This window comes from Larkinella sp. C7, assembly GCF_006149005.1.
Classification (GTDB): domain Bacteria; phylum Bacteroidota; class Bacteroidia; order Cytophagales; family Spirosomataceae; genus Larkinella.
The window spans coordinates 907,169-930,661 of record NZ_VBSL01000001.1 but is presented as its reverse complement, the minus strand read 5'-3'; the positions used below and the strand labels follow the sequence as shown (position 1 = coordinate 930,661).

19 protein-coding genes are annotated in these 23,493 nt (G+C 51.9%); 4 read left to right on the top strand and 15 right to left on the bottom strand.

The genetic code is table 11. The features are described from left to right. Positions 1–67: 67 nt before the first annotated feature. The 8 genes from FH871_RS03720 to FH871_RS03685 all read right to left on the bottom strand — a co-directional run bounded on the left by FH871_RS03720 (position 68) and on the right by FH871_RS03685 (position 11,153). Entirely contained in the window at positions 68–1,141 is a 1,074-nt protein-coding gene (locus tag FH871_RS03720) for a hypothetical protein (protein ID WP_138989958.1), read from the bottom strand. Positions 1,142–1,207: 66 nt separating this feature from the next. Continuing rightward, positions 1,208–4,738, bottom strand: a complete 3,531-nt coding sequence (locus tag FH871_RS03715; protein WP_138989957.1) for a hypothetical protein — start codon at positions 4,736–4,738, stop codon at positions 1,208–1,210. A gap of 1,338 nt (positions 4,739–6,076) precedes the next feature. Further along, positions 6,077–6,283, bottom strand: a complete 207-nt coding sequence (locus FH871_RS34140) for a hypothetical protein (RefSeq protein WP_369008798.1) — start codon at positions 6,281–6,283, stop codon at positions 6,077–6,079. Positions 6,284–6,352: 69 nt separating this feature from the next. Beyond that, a complete protein-coding gene (locus FH871_RS03705; protein WP_138989955.1) occupies positions 6,353–6,583 on the bottom strand; it encodes a hypothetical protein in 231 nt (76 codons plus the stop codon). Positions 6,584–6,811: 228 nt separating this feature from the next. Next, positions 6,812–8,188: a tRNA uridine-5-carboxymethylaminomethyl(34) synthesis GTPase MnmE gene (gene mnmE / locus FH871_RS03700; RefSeq protein WP_138989954.1), complete on the bottom strand. Its 1,377-nt coding sequence runs from the start codon at positions 8,186–8,188 to the stop codon at positions 6,812–6,814. 96 nt (positions 8,189–8,284) lie between these two features. Then, entirely contained in the window at positions 8,285–9,289 is a 1,005-nt protein-coding gene (locus FH871_RS03695; RefSeq protein ID WP_138989953.1) for an oxygenase MpaB family protein, read from the bottom strand. A gap of 70 nt (positions 9,290–9,359) precedes the next feature. Continuing rightward, positions 9,360–9,842 (bottom strand): hypothetical protein, encoded by a 483-nt coding sequence (locus tag FH871_RS03690; RefSeq protein ID WP_138989952.1) that lies wholly within the window; start codon positions 9,840–9,842, stop codon positions 9,360–9,362. Between the two features lie 69 nt (positions 9,843–9,911). Further along, positions 9,912–11,153 carry an ABC transporter permease gene (locus tag FH871_RS03685; RefSeq protein WP_138989951.1) on the bottom strand — a complete coding sequence of 414 codons (1,242 nt, stop codon included), beginning with the start codon at positions 11,151–11,153 and terminating at the stop codon, positions 9,912–9,914. Positions 11,154–11,284: 131 nt separating this feature from the next. Here FH871_RS03685 and ggt point away from each other — a divergent pair, with 131 nt between their 5' ends. Both ggt and FH871_RS03675 read left to right on the top strand, forming a co-directional pair. Further along, positions 11,285–13,084, top strand: a complete 1,800-nt coding sequence (gene ggt / locus FH871_RS03680; protein ID WP_138989950.1) for a gamma-glutamyltransferase — start codon at positions 11,285–11,287, stop codon at positions 13,082–13,084. A gap of 72 nt (positions 13,085–13,156) precedes the next feature. After that, complete coding sequence (locus FH871_RS03675; RefSeq protein ID WP_138989949.1) at positions 13,157–13,768, top strand: DUF6624 domain-containing protein; 612 nt, start codon at positions 13,157–13,159, stop codon at positions 13,766–13,768. Between the two features lie 119 nt (positions 13,769–13,887). On the opposite strand, the gene FH871_RS03670 is transcribed toward FH871_RS03675, so the two are convergent. From FH871_RS03670 to FH871_RS03645, 6 genes are all read right to left on the bottom strand, one after another. Then, entirely contained in the window at positions 13,888–14,250 is a 363-nt protein-coding gene (locus FH871_RS03670) for a DUF1801 domain-containing protein (protein WP_138989948.1), read from the bottom strand. Between the two features lie 196 nt (positions 14,251–14,446). Next, positions 14,447–15,634: a fumarylacetoacetase gene (gene fahA, locus FH871_RS03665; RefSeq protein WP_138989947.1), complete on the bottom strand. Its 1,188-nt coding sequence runs from the start codon at positions 15,632–15,634 to the stop codon at positions 14,447–14,449. Further along, positions 15,631–16,068: a MarR family winged helix-turn-helix transcriptional regulator gene (locus tag FH871_RS03660; RefSeq protein ID WP_138989946.1), complete on the bottom strand. Its 438-nt coding sequence runs from the start codon at positions 16,066–16,068 to the stop codon at positions 15,631–15,633. Before FH871_RS03660 ends, fahA begins: the two co-directional genes overlap by 4 nt. Before the next feature lie 99 nt (positions 16,069–16,167). Continuing rightward, a complete protein-coding gene (gene phhA / locus FH871_RS03655) occupies positions 16,168–16,890 on the bottom strand; it encodes a phenylalanine 4-monooxygenase (RefSeq protein WP_138989945.1) in 723 nt (240 codons plus the stop codon). Positions 16,891–16,978: 88 nt separating this feature from the next. Next, complete coding sequence (gene hppD, locus FH871_RS03650) at positions 16,979–18,115, bottom strand: 4-hydroxyphenylpyruvate dioxygenase (RefSeq protein ID WP_138989944.1); 1,137 nt, start codon at positions 18,113–18,115, stop codon at positions 16,979–16,981. A 14-nt stretch (positions 18,116–18,129) separates the two neighbouring features. Next, entirely contained in the window at positions 18,130–19,308 is a 1,179-nt protein-coding gene (locus tag FH871_RS03645; RefSeq protein WP_138989943.1) for a homogentisate 1,2-dioxygenase, read from the bottom strand. Between the two features lie 327 nt (positions 19,309–19,635). On the opposite strand from FH871_RS03645, the gene FH871_RS03640 reads away from it, so the two are divergent. Both FH871_RS03640 and FH871_RS03635 read left to right on the top strand, forming a co-directional pair. Further along, positions 19,636–20,547: a sugar phosphate nucleotidyltransferase gene (locus tag FH871_RS03640; RefSeq protein WP_138989942.1), complete on the top strand. Its 912-nt coding sequence runs from the start codon at positions 19,636–19,638 to the stop codon at positions 20,545–20,547. A 454-nt stretch (positions 20,548–21,001) separates the two neighbouring features. After that, entirely contained in the window at positions 21,002–21,409 is a 408-nt protein-coding gene (locus tag FH871_RS03635; RefSeq protein ID WP_138989941.1) for a hypothetical protein, read from the top strand. Positions 21,410–21,592: 183 nt separating this feature from the next. On the opposite strand, the gene FH871_RS03630 is transcribed toward FH871_RS03635, so the two are convergent. Continuing rightward, the gene (locus FH871_RS03630; protein ID WP_138989940.1) at positions 21,593–23,272 is read right to left on the bottom strand and encodes an AMP-binding protein; all 1,680 of its coding nucleotides are present in this window, start codon (positions 23,270–23,272) and stop codon (positions 21,593–21,595) included. Between the last annotated feature and the right edge of the window lie 221 nt (positions 23,273–23,493).

Below are 23,493 nucleotides of genomic sequence, written 5' to 3'. Positions count from 1 at the left end.
CAATACAGAGCCCGGTACCGCGGTTTTCAGGACGGCGGTAACGAATAAGCCTAGTCTGTTCAGCCGGTTACTGAACCGCTACTTTTACAAACTTCGGCTGCACCAGCGACGGGTTTTGCAGCGAAATCACATACAGGCCGCTGTGTAGCGACACGCCCTGGAACTGCACGGTATTCCGGCCTTTCTCCAGCCAAATCGATTGTTTGCCGACGGTTCGGCCCATGTTGTCGACCAGGACCAGGTTCGCTTCCCGGGAGAGATTTTCGTCGCCATAATCGACATACGCTCTGATGGTGCCGTTGGTAACCGGGTTGGTCGACAGTTTCAGTTCGATGCCCACGTAGCCCTCAAACGTCAGGGAGCGCAGGAAGCTGAATTCGTATTTCCCGTCCGTATCCACCTGCCGCAAGCGGTAATAATGAACCACCGACGGATCGGGATATTCCTGCGTGAAGCGGTAATGCTGGGTTTGGTACGTCGTTCCGTGGCCTTTTACGGTGCCCAGCACCTCAAAATCGCGGGCATTGGTCGAATGCTGTACTTCGAAAAACGCGTTGTTTTTCTCGGAAGAGGTAGTCCATTCCAGAACCGCATGTTGGTTGACGGCTTTCACGTTGAAGGACGATAAGGTGACGGGCAGGGCCGAGGTGCCAACGGACGTTTCCCGGTTGCTGGTGTTGTTGGCCGTGATGTTTTCTGACAGATCGGTCGGTTCCACCAGTGAAGCCGTGGAGGTAATGGTCGTTGTGCCAACGGTTTGTACCGCTATTACGTTGATCTCCAAAACAATAGGCGAACCCGCTTCCGCAATGGGAATGTTGTTGATCAAATATACGCTGGTCGTGCTGGTGTTACCGGGAACCACTTCAAAACCGGGGATGGACGAAGCCGATACGTAGTTGACATACTGGTTGAGCGTTATCACAACCGACATTTGCCCCGCCGGGATCGGAGCGGGGTTGTTGTTGCCCACCGTCACCCGTACCACCCCGGGGTGATTGGGACCGGCAAAGGTTGACGTATTGTCATCGGAGATAACATCCGTTGGGGTGGCATAAACGTCAACCACCTGGGCCTGGCTCTGGTGCGAAAGCTGGATGACGGCCAGGAAGATGAACGCGATAAGTAGTTGCTTTTTCATGGAATTTTTGTTGGTTTCGTGGAAGAGATGCAAGTCTGGGGGGCTGGCCCCCCAGACTTGTTGGAGTTAGAAGGTAATGTTGACGGCTGTAACCGCGGTATTGTTTTCGTTATTGACCTCACCGCCCGACCCGCTCTGGATGCGGGTATTGATCAGGCTGGCTCCCGAGTTGGCTCCTGCGGTCAGCGTTAGCGTCAGCCCGATGCTTTTCGCATTGGCGGCTAATCCCGCGATGGTAACACCCGGTTTTGATACCAGTCTGAAGAAGCTTCCGGAATCGGTGAGCGTCCATTCATCACCAGCGGAGCCTGAGAAGGCAACCGTCATATACTGGGTCGGTTTGGTCACCGTCACCGTAATCGTTCCGTTGGAAACCGAGTTGGCCGGAATGTTCCGTACCGTGATGGTCAGACTGCGCGACTGGCCAACGGCCGTGAAGCCGGCATTCGGCATCAAATTCGTCGGGGTCAAATCCACGTTCGGGTCCGTATAATCCGGGTTGTTGTCCGTATCTCCATCGGGCAATGTGGGGCTGCCGGCATCGCCGTACGCATTCTGCGCCCCATCGACCGACTGCGGAATACCGTCGTTATCCGGTTCATCGGCATTATCGATAATCCCATCGCCGTTGGTATCTAACGTGGCCGGGTTCGGAATACCGCTTTCGTAGAGATCCTTGATGCCGTCATTATCACTGTCCAGATCCAGGTAGTTCGGGGTGCCGTCATTGTCCGCATCGGGTGGTGTCAGACCGCTGCCTGCCGAAGCCGGAATACCCGTTGAACCCGGTGCGCCGTCGGCAATCCCGTTGTTGTCGGCATCAGTGCCACCGCCTTCGATCACATCGTTGATGCCGTCGTTATCGCTGTCGAGGTCGATGTAATTCGGTTTGCCATCACTGGTGCCGCCCGAGTTGGTGTCGCTGTTGGTGGGGTTTGTCCCGTCCGCTCCGCGTTCCACCGAATCCAGAATACCGTCGTTATCACTGTCCAGATCGCGGTAGTTGGGATTGGAATCACCGTCCGTGTTTGGCAGGGCCGGGCTGTTGGCATCGCCGTAGCTACCGGTTGCCCCATCAACCGACGTTGGAATTCCGTCGTTATCCGTTTCGGAGGCATCGTCGATAATACCGTCTTTGTTGGTATCGAGCGTACCCGGACTCGGAATGCCGCTTTCGTAGAGGTCCGGTATGCCATCACCATCGCTGTCAACGTCCTGGAAGTCTGGTTTGGCGTCGCCATCGGTATTGGGCGGAGTCAGACCGCTGCCTGCCGAAGCCGGAATGCCCGTTGCGCCCGGCGTGCCGTCGGCAATGCCATTGTTGTCGGCATCGGTGCCATTGCCTTCCACCACGTCGTTGATGCCGTCGTTATCAGCATCCAGGTCGATGTAATCCGGTCGTCCGTCGGGGTTGCTGCCGGTATTGGTATCGCTGTTGGTCGGGTTGTTGCCGTCGGAACCTTTCTCAACGGTATCCAGAATGCCGTCATTGTCGCTGTCCAGATCGAGGTAATCGGGCAGGGCATCGCCGTCCGTGTTGCGGGGTTCATCGCCATTCGGGCCAGCTTCCACGGAGTCGGGAATGCCGTCGTTGTCGCTGTCAGGATCGCGGTAGTCGGGAACGTCCGTACCGTCCGTATTGGAGGGATTGTTGCCATCCGGGCCTTTTTCCACGGAATCCGGGATGCCGTCGTTATCGCTGTCCAGATCCCGCAGATCCGGATTACTGTCACCATCCGTATCCCGGTTCGGATCGCCTGTCGGATTTTCAACTGTATCGGGAATGCCATCGTTGTCATCATCCGGATCGCAGGTGTCGGGAATGCCGTCGCCATCAAAATCGAGGAGGTCATTGCCGGTTCCGGTGCCGCAAACATCGTTGCAATCGGGTATGCCATCACCATCAGCATCTTCGATGACAAAAGCATCGTAAATCCGGTATTCCCCGAGCAAACCGACTACGCTGCCAATGTCGATCTGTACCATATCAAAGGCGACACTGGGCGTAAACCCTACGACGGATTGTTTGGAGCCACCGGAAAGAAGCGCGGCCCCCAGTAAGTTGGCCGAGGTCGATGTCTCGACGGGGGTTGCATTGCCGTCTTTGTAAACCCGGATTGTAATGCTGTTGAGTAAACCTAAATCAACCAGACCGGTTTCGGTGGAAATGTGAAATCCGACGAACGTTTTTCCCGCCGTAAAATCCGTGCCGTCATTCTTGACGGTGATTCGGGCACCGGCTCCTACCGAAATGCCGGTATTATAGGTCGCATAATCACCCAGGGTCGTATTGGTAACCCGGCCGGTATTCGTCAAACTAGAACCCAATGAAAGGAGTCCGTAGAGTTCTGTAAATGAATTGGTACATAAAATTCCGCAACTCGTGTTTTCCTGAATGGTACCGCTGTATTTACCAGTGCTGTTTGCATCCAGCGCCTTCTCACAATTGGTACAGCTTGATGCCTCCACAAAAGCACCATACAGCCGGATAGGCCCAATGACGGTTGCCAGTGAATTGACTTTGATTCGTACTTCGTTGAATGGCAACGTGGTTACAAACCCCAGTTTCTGTTTGGGAATGGTCGTGTTGACGCCCAGTAGTGACAAATTGAGCACATTAGTAGGGTCGCCCGGGGATTTGGCTTCCTGTAAGGTTCCAAATAAATAGGTCTCAATCGTAATGGTATTGAGCGCATTGGCGGACAGAAGCGCATTGGCCGCTTCTTTGGAAATGACGAAACCCGCCCGTTGACCGCTGGCATACACTTTTTTGGTGTCGATGACGCCTACGGATGCCGTTGGAGCGGCTCCGGCCACGACGGAAAGAGTCGCGTAGTCGGCGTTATTCCCATTAATCAGGTTAGCCCGGTCGGTCAACGAGCAGCCTACGCAGGTCACCGAACCGTAGTAGGTGGCATCGGTACCCAGGCCACTGATGTAGTCACCACAAACGGTGGTAGACACCGGCGACGAGCAGGTGGTTGGGAAGGCTACGGCGGCAAAAATTCGCAGATTGCTGAACACTTCGGCGCTTAACAAACTGGTGTTCAGGCGAACTTCGTCAAATTCCTGGTTCGTTGTGAACGTCGCATACATTTTCTCCGTACTTCCTAACGCCGAACCAGAAACCAGCGAACTGAGCGGTTGTGCCGCCGAAACGGGATTGCCGTTCAGGTAGGTTCGGATGGTCACGCTGCTCAAAACCGACACATCAACCAGCGCACTGCGCGACAGGATAAAACCGACCACATTACTTCCGGTATAAGAACCGCTGGTTCTTTTTACCGAAATCCCCTGGGCAATCTGAGCCGCAATGGTCGTGTTGATCGTGGCAAAGGTTTCGAGGCTGTTATCGGTTATTTTTTGCAATTCGTTATAGGTGCCCGTGCCCAGGCAGAGTGGGCCCGCGCAAACCGTTGCACTGATCACCCCGCCCACCTGTACCGCCGTCCCGGAAATGGGGGCATAGCATGACTGCGCATACGCGGGAGGCATACTGACCAGCATACCAATTACGGCCAGCAAACTCATCAGACGGTGCCGCTGTCGGGAAAGCCGGTTTTTAATTCGCCCAATTAAACAGTAATGTGGAGTCATAGCGAATTGGTTTTAAATGGATGGATTGTTAGTTAAAACTTTTATTTTAGGCACACACGCATCACTCACAGCTATTTTTTATAAAAATTAGCTGTCCAGTTTTGTAGCTTAACGGGCATAGTTTTCCCCAGTAGAAATTCCTATTTTTTGAATTTCATGACGGAAAATTGCAGTAAGTACATGTTACATAAAATCATTATTACCTGTCCCTGTTGATTGATTGTAGAGAAAATCAATTCTGGTTATTGTATTGAAAACCAGACAAGAATAGCGCATAGAGCCTGGAGGTGGCTCGCGTTTTTATTCTTGACAGCAGGATGATTGAAGATTAAATGCGAGTTACAGAATTAAGCATGCGAAAGCAAGGGTCGCTTAATCCGGCCGTTTCCAACTCTGACATCTAAATGGGTAACTCTTTGTTTTTTGCAATCACAACAGCATCTGGAGGTGAATGCTGGCTTCTTTGACGGTTAATTTGCCCATCCTGGAGGGAATGTCGCAAAAGAATTGTTTGGGACTACCTGGCTATGGAGGTTTGGGCCAGGACTAGTTACTCGTCTGAAAAAAGCTATTTTTTTTCATAGTATGTTTCGCAATCAGGAAAGACAGAGAATTTGTATGCGCAACTTTAAACTGTTTTTTCATAAATGTCAAATTTTAAATACCGTTTTCTTTGTCTATTTATTATACGGTATATTGTAAAATTTTTAAATTAAATAGATTCAAAAATTTAAATAAATACACGGTTAATCACATTTAATGAATAGCAAAAATTTTGCCACTGAATCTAGTAGGATAATTATTTTTTGTATGATAATTAATTTAATAATTTATTTTAACAGGATCAGTTGCTGCTTCATTCACACAATAGCGTACTTGTAAATAATGTCTGCTACATTATTTTCCGGAGCCCTTCGCGGATAAATTGTATTTTCTGAATTTGGTATGTTATGAGTAACCGCGCTATGGGCTTATTCTACCCGGTGGTCTTCAATCCGTAGCCTAAAAGATAGCTTGAACCGGGCCGGTTTTTTGGAAACCCGCCTGTAGTAGAAGATAGAACTATTTTGAGATATAATTTGAGCTTTTTTACGATAGTCAACCTGACAACTAGATTGCAAACCGATCGATACATTGTGCCGACACCAATTGCATACTGAACCAGGCGGGGGAAGATTACCCCCAAAAAAAGCTTTTTCAGATAGCGTTGCAAAAAATGGCACGGGTTTATCGGGCCGGTTTTTGACTAAAAAAAACGGACAGGAAGGCGCTAACGTTTGGGGTGTACGTAAAAAAAGGGTTACTTCCCAAAATCAGGAGACCAAGAAAGATACAGATTCATCTTGCCCACGTATTCTGCCTTAAAAGCGGAAACAAACCCGTATCGAGAAACTCATTTTTCAGGTTGATGGATAATTGGTTGATCACACCGTTACCATAACCTCTTTCCAACTGTTTTTCGAAGAGCAATTTTCCCGAATTTCGATAAACCGATTGGGTGCTGCTGTTTACTTGTCTGGCAATCAGCATACGGACCGCATGGATCTGGCCAATGCCTGTTTTACCATTTCGGCGTAATCCGCTTCGCTTAAGTGCGATGGTGATGGTTTGTTTTTACTTGTACGCGATCCATTCACTTATCTCCCGTCCTTCGGTATAATTGGCCGTACTGTTTTTAAAATCGGAGAGGACTACTTCGACGTTATATTTTTCAAACGAAGACCAAATACCTTCTCCCATGTAGGTTCCTTCCCGGCCAACAGAGAGTCCCTGCTTTTGTAAATACTCAATGAATCGAGTAAGAATAACCGTATCGTTCTGCTGAACCTGAATAAATTGAGACATAATTATCGATTTGTTACGGTGGAAGTAAAATGTACGACAATTATGGGACCAAAGCATGGAATAATTGAATATTTTACCTTTTCAATTATCCCAGGTGGGTTCTATACTTAGTTTTTGGCTTTTTCTATAGGTATAGGCAGGCTCCATGATTCGGTTTTACCACACGACCCGTGAAAAGCATCCCGCCGGTTCAACATTCATTGCATTTCGCCATTAACTTAGGCGGCATTACTTCCCAATACAAAACTTACTGAAAATCGTCGCCAGCAAGTCGTCTGTCGTGATCTCCCCCGTCAACTCGCCGAGGTGGTGCAGGGCGTCGCGGAGTTCGATGGCAATCCAGTCCTGGGTTGTTCCGGCATCCAGGCCGTCGAGGACGCGGAGGAGGGCCGCATCGGTTTGGGTCAGGTGTTCGTAGTGGCGCAGATTCGTGACGACGGTGCTGCCGGGAATGGCGTTCGTTTTCACAAAACCGACCAATCGCTGCGCCATTTCGTCCAGATTTTTGCCGGTATTGGCCTGAATTGGCACCAGTTCCGGACCGAACGAATCCCGCCATTGGCTGATTTCGGTGTCCGCCAGCTTATCCATCTTGTTGGCAACGAGCAGATACGGCACCGCCCGGTTTTTCAACTCCGCTTCAATTTCGGCAATTTCGGCCAGTGTGGTTTCAGCCGCGTCGAATAAGTAGACGATGATGGCGGCTTTGTCCAACTGCTGCCGGGTGCGTTCCACGCCAATGGCTTCGATGGTGTCGGTGGCTTCGCGGAGTCCGGCGGTGTCGATGAGCCGGAAGCGAATGCCGTCGAGAAATAACTCATCCTCAATTACATCCCGCGTGGTACCGGGAATGTCCGAAACAATGGCTTTTTCCTCATTCAACAGCGCATTCAGCAGGGTCGATTTGCCGGCATTCGGCTTGCCGGCAATCACCGTCGCCACGCCGTTTTTGATGGCATTGCCGACCGAAAATGAGTCGATCAGTGGCCGGAGCACGCGCTGAATCGCCAACACGAGTTTTCGCAGATCGTCGCGTTGGGCAAACTCCACATCTTCTTCGCCAAAATCCAGTTCGAGTTCAATCAGGGCCGCAAACTCGATCAATTGCTGGCGGAGTGCCTTGAGCTGTTTCGAAAAACCGCCCCGGAGTTGGGTCAGGGCCGCCCGGTGGGTGGCTTCGGAGTCGGCGGCAATGAGGTCGGCAACGGCTTCGGCCTGCACCAGATCAAACTGGCCGTTCAGAAAAGCCCGCTGCGTAAATTCCCCCGGCTGGGCCATCCGAACGCCTTCTTTCAGCAACAGACGCAGAATTTGCCGGATCACATACTCCGAACCGTGGCAGGAAATTTCGACCACATCTTCCTTCGTAAACGAGGATGGACTGCGAAAAATAGTCACCAGCACCTCGTCGATGATCGCGTTTTGCTGATCCCGGATGGTGCCGAAATGAACGGTATGGGAAGCTTGCTGATTCAGATCTTTGCCGCGAAAAATCCGGCTGGTCAGCGCAATGGCGTTGTCGCCCGATACCCGAATAACGGCAATGGCACCTATGCCCGGCGCCGTCGCCAGAGCCGCAATCGGTTCCTGTTGTAAAATATCCATCAAAGGCTTGATAACTCCGATAAACCCTGATGTTCTCTGATAAACCCTGTGAAATAACAAACTTGTTAATCAGAGTTGATCAGAGAAAATCAGGGTTTATCGGAGACTTGAATTCAATAAGTTTGGAAAAATGGGCAGCGAAGTTGCCAGCCCGACCAGCCGTTTCTCCAGCGGCACCGCCGGAAGATTCAGCAAATCGGCCAGTTCGTCGCCGAGGAAGAAACGCATTTGGGCCGCCGGGAGGTTCCGCAGGGCGGGTGGTGCCAGGTTTTCGAGAGCCTGAAGCAGCGACCGCGTCAGCCCGGTTCCCTGCTCCGAAGTCCGAAACTGCCGCCGGGCAATCGTGCGTTCGAGGTGAAAGGCTTCGCGCAGGTTCCGGGGTAACAACTCGTCCGCAACGCCCAGCAGCGAACCGGCCACATTGATCTGGTGCAGGTAGGCATCTTCTTCTTCGGGCGTCATCGGAATACCGGCTTTTCGCAGCCCCCGAATCACGATGTACGAAAACGCCAGATTGGTAGCCGCCATATCTTCCTGATTGATCGGATAACCCCAGACCAGATCCCACTGCGGGCTGTGCAGTGTAAACCAGCGGATCGATGCATGCAGCAGGCGGATTTTCAGGGTTCGGCGAAGGGCTTTACCACTCTCCCAGTCGCGCGGTTTCATGATCCCGAATACCCATTCGCCGGTTTCTTCCAGCCGCTTCCGGGTGTCGTTGTGAATCCGCTGCGAGAGCCAGAGCACCCGCGCGCCATCGGCTCCGGCGTAGCAATACGGCAGGGAATAACACCCCAGCGTCAAGCCCACGGCGACTTCGTTTTTCTTGAAAAACCGCATGGCCACGTCCATCTTCCGGCGGTCGGCCCAATCGGGGAGGTGGGCCTGGGTCGTCATAAAGGCCTGAACGGCCGGGGGTTGGTCAAGGCCGTCGAAGTCGGCGGTATTGCCGAGCCAGCGCATCAGCAAACCGACGCTTTCACGGCCCTGTTGGGCTGCCACCGACCTGATAACGGCATCGGCATCCGGATCACCCTGTTGCCGGTATTGATCCAGTAATGCGTCCGGGAAAATGCGTTGAAGACTGACGGTTTTTAGCATAAGTACCCACGGATTTTAGTCCATGTTTTCTGTGGACAACAAACAAAACACGGACTAAGGTCCATCCGTTCTACAACGTATCCCGTCCTAACGTATCGACCGGCGCGGGCAACGCTTGTTGTGCGGGCGGTGTCGATGGGGCCGGTTGAATCGGATACGCCGGTTGGCCGGGCACGCCATAGCGGTATTGGGGTTCCACGATTTCAACACCGGTTACAAAGTATTTGGTTTCGCCGTTCCAGGGGAGTTTGACCAGCTTCTCTTCATAGTGCAGGGTCACGCGCTGACCGGTTTTGACGGCCTGGTTGATTTGCTGGGCCACCGAATCGTCTTTCACCGAGAAATCGAAGTATTGCGGAGTCAGCGAGCCGGTTTCACCCGAAAAACCGCCGACGTTCAAAACGCCTTCCCAGGTCTTGAAAACATATCCCCGGCGGCTGTATTTGGAAATGGTACCGGCCCGTTCGCCGTCGCTGTAACTCCAGGCGGTCAGGTAATAAAATATGCCAAATACAAGAAGAAGAAAGACCAGGGGAATCAGAATGCGTCTCATTGGATAATGCTCAGGTTTGATACGTTATGCATACAAATGAATGGTTTTTGGGCGGCAATTGCAATTCGGTTATTTGGACCGGATGGCAATGACGGGGTCCATCCGGGCTGCTACCAGGGCCGGTAAAATACCGGAAAGCGTGCCAATGATGCTTGATACGCCCAGCCCCAGCATGATGTTGGCCGGCGACAGGATAATCACCAGACTGCCCAGCTTCATAAATGACAACAAATAAACGAGCAAAATGCCGACGCTGCCGCCAATTAAACTTAAAAAAACGGCTTCAAACATGAATTGAAACAAAATAAAGTAGTTTTTAGCCCCCAGCGATTTCTGGATGCCGATCAGATTGGTGCGTTCTTTAACCGACACGAACATGATGTTGGCGATGCCAAACCCGCCCACCAGGATCGAAAAACTGCCAATAACCCACCCGGCCACCGTCAGAACGGCAAAAAGGCTGGAGATGGCTTTGGCGGCTGCGTCGGGCCGGTTGAGCGAAAAGTTATCTTCCTGCAACGGTTTTAGACCCCGCCGGGCGCGCATCAGGCCCCGAATTTCGCTTTCCAGTTCGAGAAGTCCTTCATCCTGATCGAACCCTTTCACGGCAATGTCGATGCTCGGATTGATGGAATGGTACATCTTGGCAAAAGCGCCAATCGGAATGATGCACTTGTTGTCGGGATTTCCGCCAAAGTTGACCAGGCTTTCGCCTTTTCGTTCCTGAACGCCGATGACGACGTATTTCAATCCGTTCAGTTTGAATTCTTTGCCGACGGGAATCTGGCTTGGAAACAGGGTTTCGGCAACGTCGGCACCCACAATGGCCACGTTGCGGGCGGCATCGATTTCCTGCTGGGAAAAATACCGTCCCTGTTCAACCGGCACTTCCGAAATCTTGTTGTAATCCATCGTGGTTCCCTGAATCAGCGCCTGGATGCTGTTGTTGCCGTTTTTGACCGTCACCTGGCCTTTGAAGTCCATGGCCACCACGGCCTGGGCGTTTTCCAGCCGGTCGGACAAAAATTTGAATTCGTTGATCGATGGCTCCGGGCGTTGGAAATACTTCCACCACTGAAAATTACCGTCGAAGACCCAGGGCCATTTCTGAACGTACAGCACCTTGTCGCCAATACCCGAAAGGCTATCCTTGATGTTCCGTTCGAGCGAATCCACAATGGTGAAAACCGCAATGATGGCGAAAATGCCGATGGTCACGCCCAGCAGCGAGAGCGTGGTCCTGAGGAGGTTCGAGCGCAGGGCCTGCCACGCGAACCGGAAGCTTTCGTACGTCTGACGGATGAATTTCAAGGGATTGACGGTTTATAGAAGATTAAAGGTATCAGACCCGTCGGAATCTACCAAACGATTTGAAGGCGAAGGTCGTTTCGGCGGATGTTTGGTTAGTTTTTGTAGTTTAGTGGTTTACGAATTCCCGAATTATGAAAAAGAAAATTCTATCTATCAATAATACCATAATCCTGGTTTTGGTTGTTCTGGGTGCCTGCCGAACGGGTTCAAAGACACCGGGTGTTCGTCAGAGTTCCGGTGTATATCAGTACGATAACGAAAAAAAAACAACCGCCCAGCGTAAATCCGGACCCTATTATTCGGACCGACAGGCGGTTACCGGCAGGAATGGAATGGTCGCATCGGCACACCCGGTAGCCTCGCGGGTGGGTGTGGACATCCTGAAAGCGGGTGGCAATGCGGTCGACGCGGCCGTGGCGGTCCAGTTTGCGCTGGCGGTTGTTTATCCCGGAGCGGGAAACATTGGCGGGGGTGGTTTTATGGTTTTTCGGGACAAAGCCGGACAGGCCTACACGCTCGATTACCGCGAAAAAGGCCCCGAAAAAGCCCATAAGGACATGTACCTGGATTCGGCCCGGAACGTCATTCCCCGGCTTAGCATTACGGGTCATCTGGCGAGCGGAGTGCCGGGTTCGGTTGCGGGCATGGTGGAAGCACACCGCCGGTTTGGCAGGCTGACGTGGGCGCAGGTGCTGCAACCCGCCATCGACCTGGCCGAAAAAGGCGTGGCCCTGACCGAGCGCGAAGCCCTGGGCCTGAACCGCACCAAAAAGTCGTTTTTGCAGGTGAACCCGGACAAGCGGTATTTCATGAAAGCCGACACGACGGACTGGAAAACCGGTGAATTGTTGATTCAGAAGGATCTGGCGCAAACGCTGCGACGCATTCAGCAGGAGGGACGTGCCGGTTTTTATGAAGGCGAAACCGCCCGATTGCTGGTGGCCGAAATGCAGCGGGGGGGCGGCATCATCACGGAAAACGATCTGAAAAGTTACCAGGCTGTTTGGCGCGATCCGCTGGTGGGTACGTTCCGAAACTACAAAATCATTACCATGCCGCCGACCTCCAGTGGGGGGGTGGCGTTGTTGCAGTTACTGCGGCTGGTAGAACCGTATCCGTTGCGTCGCTGGGGCTGGAACAGTGACTCGACGGTGCAGGTGATGATCGAAGCCGAGCGACGGGTGTATGCCGACCGGGCCAAGTTCCTGGGCGATCCGGATTTTGTGAAAGTGCCGGTCACGCAACTCATCGATCAGGACTATTTGAAAACCCGCTGGTCCGATTTTACCTTTGCCAAAGCAACAGACAGCAAAAACGTGAAAGGCGGTGTGCTGCCGGGCTACGAAAGTCTGGAAACCACCCACTTTTCGGTCGTCGATCAGGAAGGCAATGCGGTTTCGATCACGACCACCCTCAACGGGGGCTACGGCAGCCGCGTGGTGGTGGGCGGTGCCGGTTTTCTGATGAACAACGAAATGGACGATTTCAGCGTGAAACCGGGCGTTCCCAATATGTTTGGACTGATTGGCAATCAGGCCAATGCCATCGCGCCGGGCAAGCGGATGCTGTCGTCGATGACGCCGACGATTGTGGAACAGGACGGAAAATTGTATATGGTGGTAGGGACGCCGGGCGGCTCGACCATCATCACCTCGGTATATCAGACGATTCTGAATGTGCTGGAACACGGCATGACAATGCAGCAGTCGGTGAACGCCCTGAAGTTTCACCACCAGTGGTTGCCTGACAATACCATTTTTGAAAATGGCGCTTTTTCGGAGGAAACGATTCAGAAACTTCAGGCGCGGGGTTATAAACTCGAACAACTGACCAATTCGCTGGGTCGCATGGATTGCATTTTGCGCCGGCCCGACGGCACGCTCGAAGGCGCTTCGGACCCGCGGGCGGATAATACGTCGGTGGGGTATTAAAAAAAATAAACCTTGTGAGCCGAAAAGCGGTTTTCACCAAATCACCTGTTAGTAAGCGACTGATTAACAATTATGAAAACGAAATTCCTTTCTCTCATTCTTCTGTGCCTTTTTAGTACTGGTTTGTGGGCGCAGGCTACCAAAAATGCCGCAGCGATGGCCGACGTTCGCAAGCGGTTGACGCAGATTTACGAAAAAGACCAGAAAGAGCGCGCGGCCTACGACGCCATTGAACGCCAATACGGCTGGGGTGCGAAAGAATCGCAGGACGCCCGGCAGAAAATCAAGGACATGGACAAAGAACACCTGACCGAAGTAGAAAAAATCATCGCGCAGGTCGGCGGCTATCCCGGTAAGAGTGTGGTGGGTCAACCGCTGGATCAGGTCGCCTTTTTGATCATTCAGCACAGCGTCGACCGGGCGGTTCACGAAAAATATTTGCCGATGGTAACGGAAGCAGCCCAGAAGAATGAACTTGACAAAGCCGGGGTGGCTTTTCTGACTGATCAGGTGAAGGTTCAAAAGAAAGAAAAACAAGTGTACGGTACCCAGATTCACATCAACAACCAGGGTCAGAAAGATGTCTATCCCATTGAAGATGAGGCTAATGTCGATCAGCGCCGGAAGCAGATGGATCTGGAACCAATGGCTGCTTACCTGGCCCGGATGGGCGTAAAGAAGTAAAAAATAATTGAATGTCGAATATCAAATGATGAATACTAAATGTAAAAGTGTTGAGTCAGCGTTTCCAGACTTTTATATTTAGTATTTATCATTTGATGTTTCACAGTACAGTCAAAACGCTAGAATTTTCCGTGATTTTTGGCCATTTCCAGCAACTCGGTCAGGCCGGAGGTCGTAATTTCGTCGGGTGATTCAAATTTGATGTGCCGCAGCAGTTTCCCGGTTCCTTTCAGCAAACCGTTCGGGTCGGGCAGTTGGGTGCCATAATTGAAACCCAGATTGACGCTCGAGGAGAGTGGCGCAATGTAGCAGATTTCGTCCGACATCCGGGGGCCGGTTCCGTAGGTAATCGTTTTGTAGCCGGTATGAACGGACTCGTGTGCTTCGGGCAGCACGCTCCGAACCAGCTCCCGAACTTTCAGCGCAAGGTCGCGAACTTCCGGTTTATAGTCAGCTAAAAAGTCTTCAACTGGTTTTTTCATGGGCGGGTTTAGTTGGTCAAAACTATAGTTTGTCCATGAAAAGTGCAAAAATCGCGCCGATTATAATTATATACTACCAAAAAACCGCTCTGTTGTCGTTTTAAAGCCGGATTCGCCAGTCATGGATGCGGTTAGCAATCTAAAAGTGATTTTGTGGTTTTACCAAAAAAACCGGGGCAAAATCAATCGGCTGGTGTTAGGTTGAAGCACCGATTTTACCGCGAACCTCGCCGAAATCGACGCGTTTTTCATCGGCCCAGCCGCGCAGAATCAGCGTATCGCCATCTTGCAGGAACGTCCGGGAGGAGCCGTCGGGCAGGGTCAGCGGGCGGGTTCCGTTCCAGCTTAGTTCGAGTAAGGAACCGTAACTGCCAGGCGTTGAGCCGGATATCGTTCCGGTCGCCAGCAAATCGCCAACGTTCAGGTTGCAACCGTTGACGGTGTGGTGGGCAATGAGTTGGGCCACATCCCAATAAAGATGCCGTGCGTTCGTCCGGCTGATAACGACCTCATCCGGGTTATCGGATGTCTGTAAAACCACATCCAGCGTAAGGTCGAAGTGCTTTCGTCCGCCCGATTGCAGGTAAGGGAGGGGCGTTGGCTCCTGCTTCGGGCCGTCGATGCGAACGGAATCGAGTGCTTCCAGCGGCACAACCCAGGGAGACATCGACGAAGCAAAATTTTTCCCCAGAAACGGCCCCAGCGGCTGGTATTCCCAGCGTTGAATGTCGCGCGCCGACCAGTCGTTGAACAACACCAGCCCAAACACATAGTCTTCAGCGTCGTTGACCGAAACCGGCTCGCCCAGAACCGACGGTTTTCCGATGACGATGCCCAGTTCCAGTTCAAAATCCAGCGCGTTGGTAGGACCGAAAACCGGCTGCTGGTCCGGGCCTAAAAACGGGCCGTTCGGCCGTTTGATGGGCGTTCCGGAAACCACAATGGACGACGCCCGCCCGTGGTAAGCCACCGGCAAATGTTTCCAGTTGGGCAGCAAGGGGTCAGCCTGCGGACGAAACATGCGCCCCACGTTGCTGGCGTGTTCTTCACTGGCGTAAAAATCCGTGTAATCACCAATGCGAATCGGTAGGTGGAGCGTTGCGGCTTCGGCATCGGTCAACACGAAGTCGGCAAAGACATCGAGCGGTTTTTCCGGATCGCTCAGCAAGTCGATCAGGCGCTGGCGAATGATCCCGCAAAGCGGTTTTCCCAACGCCATGAAATCATTCAGAACCGGTTTTTTGAATACTTTCAGATCAAACGCCAAGTCATCGAAAAAACCGAGCCGGCCGACCATTTCCAGATCAAGAATCTGGTTGTCAAGCCGGACGCCCACGCGGGGATTGGAACCGTCGGTGCTGAATATGCCGTAGGGAAGGGTCATTCACTGATGTTGTTGTAAATCGAATCCATAATCCGGACGAAATGCTGGTAATCTTCTTCGCTCAGGTCGCCCCAGCCTTTCCGTCGAATATCGACCACGGTCGGCAGCACTTCGTCGTATTTGGTCTGGCCTTCGGGGGTCAGAAAAATCAGAAATTTCCGGCGGTCTTCTTCGGCCATGCGTCGTTCGGTCAATCCTTTTTTGCAGAGCAGGTCGATCATCCGGGTCACGGTCGGGGCGTCTTTGGTCGTCAGATCGGCCAGCACATTCTGGCTGATACCGGGGTTGCGGTAGAGGTGATCGATGAGCACCCATTGATCGACGGTCAAGTCAAAACCGGTTTCGTTGAACTGCTTCTGGAGCGCATTCCGAATTTTCTTGATGGTCGTGTCAATCTTAAAAAAATAAGCCCGGTGATCGGAGGGATGCGTCATTCGTCTGATAGCGGTTTTCTAGGGTTCGTACGCCGGAGCGACAGGCTTCATCATCCCGCGAAAAAGCATGACAAAACCCAACCACAAAAGTAGTCCAAACTAAGTGACTAACAATTCTTCCAGTTTCTCTTCAATTTCCGGAATGGATTGATACAGTTGCTCGTACGATTCAATGACAAAATACTGGTCCTGAAACCGGTCGATGACGTAGGGCGTTTGCAGCAGTTTTCCGACCTCATACGGAATGCGATTCGGCCGTGGATCTGATAGGCTGTAGGCGGTTTCGCCCGTCGAGGACAGAATGCCCCCGCCGTAGATCCGCAATTCTGATTCCTGGATCAAGCCAAATTCAACCGTATACCAGTACAGCCGCGAAATCATGTCAATGGCTTCGGGATGATCGACGTGGGCGAGTGCAATCCGGCTCAGAGCCGCCAGGAAATCGCAGAATGCCTGGTTCGACAACATCGGCACATGCCCGAACGTATCGTGAAACAGGTCCGGTTCCTGCAAATAATCCAGTTGTTCGCGCCGACGTAACCAGGTGGTGGCCGGGAAGTGGCGAGTTGACATGAGTTCGAAAAACGCGCGGTTGGAAATCAAACCTGGCACCGCCGAAACCCGCCAGTTGGTGAGCTTTAGCAAGCGGGGATTCAGCTCGCGTTCAAAGTCCGGAATATGATCGGCCACAAAACCGACCTGATCGATGCCGTCCAGATAAGCCTGACTGGCCTTTCCCGGCAAAAGTGTCATCTGCCGTTCGAAGAGCAACCGCCAGACGGCCTGGTCGTCGGCGGTGTAGGTGTCGTATGCCTGATCCATTTTCATTAAGTGATTGTGTAATTGAGCGAATACTTCATCGGAGGAAAAAAATGGCGGAGCTATTCACTCAATCGCTCATTCACAATTGTTAAAGCGTTCCCCGCAATTCCTGCTCGTGTTCGATGGCTTCGAAAAGGGCTTTGAAGTTCCCTTTTCCGAATGATTTGGCACCTTTCCGCTGGATGATTTCGAAAAACAGGGTCGGGCGCGGACCCACTGGTTTTGTGAAAATCTGGAGCAGATAGCCTTCGTCGTCACGGTCGACCAGGATGCCGAGCGACCGTAGCGCATTGATTTCCTCATCGATGTGGCCCACCCGGTCGAGCAGATCGTCGTAATAAGTCGTCGGCACTTTCAGAAACTCCACGCTGCGGTCGCGCAAAGCGGTGACGGTTTTTACAATGTCGTCCGTGGCCACGGCAATGTGCTGAATGCCGGGGCCACCGTAGAAATCCAGGTACTCTTCCACCTGCGACTTCTTTTTGCCTTCGGCGGGTTCGTTGATCGGGAATTTGATGCGACCGTTGCCGTTGCTCATTACCTTGCTCATCAGGGCCGTGTAATCGGTCGAGATGTCCTTATCGTCGAAGGATACCAACTGGCTGAATCCCATTACATTGGCGTAGAAATTGACCCAGATGTTCATCTCGTTCCAGCCCACATTGCCGACCATGTGATCGACGTACTTCAGACCCACGTCGTCCGGGTGGTATTCCGGCTCCCAGGTTTTGTAACCGGGCAGAAAAACACCGCCATACTGACGCCGTTCGACAAAAATATGGATCGTGTCGCCGTAGGTGTGAATGCCCGACCGAACCACAAAACCGTCCGCATCGTCCTCGCGCGTGGGGGCCATAAACGGAATGGCCCCCCGCTGCGTGGTTTCTTCGTAGGCTTTCGTTGCGTCATCGACCCACAAGGCCACTACCCGCACACCATCGCCGTGCTTGTCGATGTGTTGACCGATGTCCGTACCGCCGTGCAGGGGCGAGGTGAGCACCAGCCGGATTTTGCCCTGAACGACGACGTACGATTCGCGGTCGCGCCAGCCGGTTTCCAGCCCGGCATGGGCCAGCGGCTGAAAACCAAACGCCGTCTGGAAATAGTGCGCCGACTGGAGGGCGTTGGCGACGTATAATTCAATATAATCGGTGCCATTCAGCGGCAGAAAGTCTTTTGCCGCATCGGTGGCCGGTTTCGTTTGTGTCAATTCTGCGGTTTCCATTGGTTGTTGATGATTTAGTCAATCCAGGATTTGTAATACTTCCCATCGTCCAGTTGCAGGGCCGCGTCCGTCAGCATGAGCGGGCGGAACGTATCGACCATCACGGCGTATTCGTGCGTCTCTTTTTTGCCAATGCTCCGTTCCATCGCGCCGGGATGCGGGCCGTGCGGAATACCGCCCGGGTGCAGCGTGATGTGGCCCGGCGCGATGTCGTTGCGACTCATAAAATCGCCGTCGACATAATAGATCACCTCGTCGGAGTCGATGTTGGAATGGTTATACGGGGCCGGAATCGCTTTGGGATGATAGTCGTAGAGCCTCGGGCAGAACGAGCAAACCACAAAAGCGTCGGTCTGAAACGTCTGGTGAACCGGCGGGGGCTGGTGAACGCGCCCGGTGATGGGTTCAAAATTGAAAATTGAAAAACCGTACGGATAGTTATAGCCATCCCACCCCACGACGTCGAACGGGTGCGTGGCATACACCAGCGAATGCAGCGCACCCTGCTTCTTAATTTTGATCAGAAAGTCGCCGGTTTCGTCGTGGGTTTCGAGGTTTTGCGGCCGTTTGATATCGCGTTCACAAAACGGCGAATGTTCGAGCAACTGACCGAATTGGTTGCGATATCGTTTGGGCGTATAAATCGGTGAATGCGACTCCAGATAAAGCAATCGCGGTTGCGTGTCCCGGTCGAACTCGATCTGGTAAATCATGCCACGCGGAATGATCAGGTAATCCCCGTATTCGAACGGAATGGTACCCAGCAAGGTGCGGAGCCGCCCGGAACCCCGGTGAACAAAGACCAGTTCATCCGCATCGGCATTCTTGTAAAAGGAATCTGTCATCGACTGGGTTGGAGCCGCCAGTCCCACGATCACATCTTTATTGACCAACAAAGGAATACGGCTTTCCAGAAAATCCGCGTTGGTGGGTTCCAGATTGAAACCAAGCAGCTTGCGCGAAAGAATGTTCTTCTCAACCGCCACAACCGGCGTTTTTTCCACACTTTCCAGCACCGCTTTGACCATCGTGGGCCGGTGGACATGATAAAGCAGCGACGACATGCCCTCGAAACCGATCGTGCCGAACAACTGCTCGTAGTAAAGCCCACCAGCACCGTCGCGGCCCGGCGGTTTTTCGAATTGGGTGTGTCGCTTGGGCGGGATCTGACCCAATGTGTGATAGAAAGGCATGGGCGTAGATGAAAGGTATGGAATAATACTTGTTTTGCTAATTATTGTTTTGCTTACAATTATAACGTATTTCTAGAATTATATTGAACAATTTCAGGAAATAATTTTCTTATAAATTGATTTTATGGATTTGCAAGCCGTAAAGTGCATTTAATACAACGCTGTGTAGAGAGCAATCAGCATTTCCTTATTTTTGCCCGCGATTACCCCCAACCGTGCGACGGTCCGACCCCGGAAGGGGGCTATTTAAATCCGTATTTTTAAAGCCCTCCTTTAGGGGTCGGACCATCGCACGGTTGGGGCTTAACTTTCAACTCCATAAACCTGATGCAACCCACGCTCCTGATTTTGGCTGCCGGTATTGGCAGCCGCTACGGTGGAATCAAACAACTGGATCAATTTGGTCCGAACGGTGAGACGATTATCGACTATTCCTTATATGATGCCATTCGGGCCGGTTTCGGCAAAGTCGTATTCATCATTCGCGAAGAATTGCGGAAGGATTTTGAAGAGATCTTTTTGCCGAAGCTCGCCGGTAAAATCGAAGTGGATTTTGCAATCCAGGCCTTGGATTCCTACGTACCGGAAGAACTGGGCACCATTCAGCGGACCAAACCGTGGGGAACGGGCCACGCCATGCTCTGCGCCTGGGAGCAAACCGATACGCCGTTTGCGGTCATCAACGCCGACGATTTCTACGGGCAGGAAGCGTTTCGGATTCTGGCCGACTTTCTGGTGACCAATACCGACGATGCGATGCAGGCCCTGGTAGGCTACGAAGTTCAAAATACGCTGTCGGATTACGGCTCGGTTTCGCGGGGTGTTTGCGACCTCAATGCCGATGAAACCCTGTCGTCGGTGATTGAAAGGACCAAAATCTACCGGCAAAGTGAGGGAGACGACGCGGGTCAGATTGTGTTTGAAGAAGCGAATGGCCTGACGGTGCTGGCACCTGACACCCCGGTTTCAATGAATTTCTGGGGTTTCAAACCGGCGGTTTTTCCACTCGTCGAGGAGCAGTTTGCCGATTATGCCCGCGCGAATTACAACGCACCCAAAGCCGAGTTTTACATCCCGACCATCATGACCAATCTCATCCAGCGGAACCAGGGTCAGTGTCAGGTATTCCGTAGCCAGTCGGAATGGTTTGGCGTTACGTACCCGGATGACAAACCGCTGGTACAGGCGTCGTTCAAGAGGCTGCACGAGGAAGGCAAGTACCCTGAAAGATTATGGTAGTTTTTGAAGATACGGTATTCGACTGACACTTCTCCCTTTATTTTACCACCGATATTGGGGGAATTGGCTTTGTTTATGATAAAATAAGATAATTTTCGGCCTGAAACTGAAAAAATGAAAAAAGCTCCGGACAACGCGTTTGGAGCTTTTTTCATTACCACAGGAATGAATTGTATTATTTTATAAAAGCTGGTATTTATCCGGGAAAATGGACATTTCACTATTTAAAGTATTAGTAGTAAACAACCGTAAAGTATTGAATTTTTCTAAGTTTAACCTTTAAATTATAAACAACTTTTCGTTTATTAACAATTCGGTAATTGACTTGTATTCAATGTTGTATAAATTTGTATCAACAAAGGAGTTGACAAGGGTTCAGTAAGGTAAGCATTTAGTTTATTGTACTATATCAAGTCTGAATACAACCTAGTTCGAATACAACCTGTAGAAAATTATGAAAACGAATTTTGTCAATAATAGTGTAACGTTGGGCCTGGCGATGCTGGCCGCAACGACTCTGGTAGCCATTGCTCCTTCATCGGCTGTGGCCCGTGTAGTGGATGGCCCGAAAGCCGAAACGAAAGCAACGCCGGTTTCGATCCGGGAAGTTGGTAACCTGAAATTTAAAGTAACGGTTAATCAGCCGGTTGATGATAAAATCGTTGTATCGATTGCTGATGACTCCAACAACAAGCTGTATAGCGGCACGTTGACCAAAAAAGAACAACTGGGTCGCGTTTTCGACTTCTCGCAATTGGCGGACGGTAAATATGTGATCGAGGTAGCCTATGGCAAAGAGAAAGTTTCTCAGTCATTCGCCATTCAAACGCAAGTAAGCCGTGTGGTTCTGGCGCGGAACTAAGCCCTCGGGCCTTTCCGCTTCTACTCACTAATTCTCGTCCACCTTTGTCATTTCAATCAAACAGCCGGTCAGGTTTTTCAAAACCTGATCGGCTGTTTGATTGAGTGAAGAGTTGAGAGTGAAGAGTTATGAATGTTACGCGTCAGCTATTCATAACTCTTCACTCTCAACTCTTCACTATTTTTACCCTTCCCAGATCACCGTCTCCTCCCGTTCAAACCAGGGTTGGAGGTGGGGTTCATACCAGGATTCGATCATTTTACGCTTTATTTTCAGGGAGGGCGTCATCAGGTCGTTGTCGACCGTCCAAGGCTCTTTCACGATCACGGCTTTTTTGACGCGCTGATACGTGTGCAGGTTGGGATTCAGCGTGTTAAGCGTCTCCTCCAGACTTTGTGAAACCTGCGTCTTATCCGCTTTGAGGCCCGTTTCCGACAAAACAATCAGCGCGATCGGTTGTGGCAATTGCTGAACCGCAACGCAGATTTGATCCACGAAATTGTTCTCCGCAAAACCGGTTTCAATCTGGGCCGGAGCCACGTATTCGCCCTTGGTGGTTTTGTAAATCTCCTTCACCCGGCCCGTAATGGCTAGAAAACCGTCGTCGTCCAGTGTGCCCACGTCACCGGTATGGAGCCAGCCATCGGCATCCAGGGCCGCTGCGGTCATCTCCGGCTCCCGGAAATAGCCGCGCATCGTCCAGTCGGAGCGGGTCATGAGTTCGCCCGTGATGGGGTCGAATTTCACCTGAATGCCGCTGTAGAGCATCCCAACCGTGCCGTCTTTGATCGTGGAAGGAGGCATGACCGACACCACGCCCAGGTTCTCGGTCATGCCGTAGGCTTCCTGAATGGTGATGCCCAATTCCCGAAACCACCGGATGATGGCCACGGGTGTGGGGGCTGCGCCGGTCAGGATCAGCCGCACGTCGTTGAGGCCAAGGGCCATGCGAAGTTTGCGCTTGATCCATCCGGCAATCACCGGAATTTTAAGCAACCGATCGAGTTTTGGCTGTGGAAGCGTAGCGAGGATCGTCTGCTGGAACTTCAGCCAGATGCGGGGAACACCCAGGAAATGCGTCGGACGCGCAGCCGCCAGATTTTTGGCAAACGTCGCCATCGATTCCACAAAATAAACCGTACCGCCCGTGATGAGGCTGAGGGCTTCGACGAGATTCCGCTCGGCCACATGACAAAGGGGCAAATACGAAAAGAAACGGGAATCCGGCACGTCGACGCACATCAGCGGTTTGGTCGCGTCGATGGCGCTGATCATGGCCTGGTAGGGCATCATGACACCTTTGGGATTGCCCGTTGTTCCGGACGTGTAAATGATCGTGAATAAATCCTCGGAATGCGGTTGCGGATTGTCCGTCATGGGTTCATAACGGGTCAGAATCGCATCCCACTGCGCGTGGTCCGGATCGGTCGTGTAGCCCGGCAAATCGATGCAGTGGACGGTTTCGGGGACACCCGGTTTCATGGCAGGCCATTGGTCCAGTTTTCCGACAAACAAGACCGGACAGCCACTGTGTTCCAGAACTTGTCGTAACTGGCTGGCCGTCAGGGTCGGGTAGAAAGGAACGGACACGTGACCGCTGAGCAGAATCGCCAGATCAGCAATAATCCAATGCGCACAATTTTTAGATACGAGACCAATGTTACTCTTCGGGGGTAAGCCCAGCGAATTCAGGTACGTCGCCAGCGTCCGCGCCTGTTTTCCGACATCGCGCCAGGTATAGTCGCGGTATCGGTCGCCTTCGGGTTGCCGCAGGTAGACTTTTTTGGGTTGTTGTTTTTCCCAATAATAAAAATAGTCAAGCAGCGTCTGCCCTTTCTGAAAATCAGAGCGTAACGTGTTCATATCAGTATGGATTGGCTGGGTAGTAAAGGTGTAAAATAGTATTTGTTTTTGAAATAATTGTAGTTAATGTGGAAAATCTTAGCAAAAAAGCAGCAGAATTTCCCGGAATGGGTTTTAAACGATCAGAAAAACGAGGTAAAAGCTCGAATGAAGACTCCAATCGCAGAACAAGTAAAAATTCCCGATTGAATGTGTTACTAAACTTCGTCCTAACCGTCTCA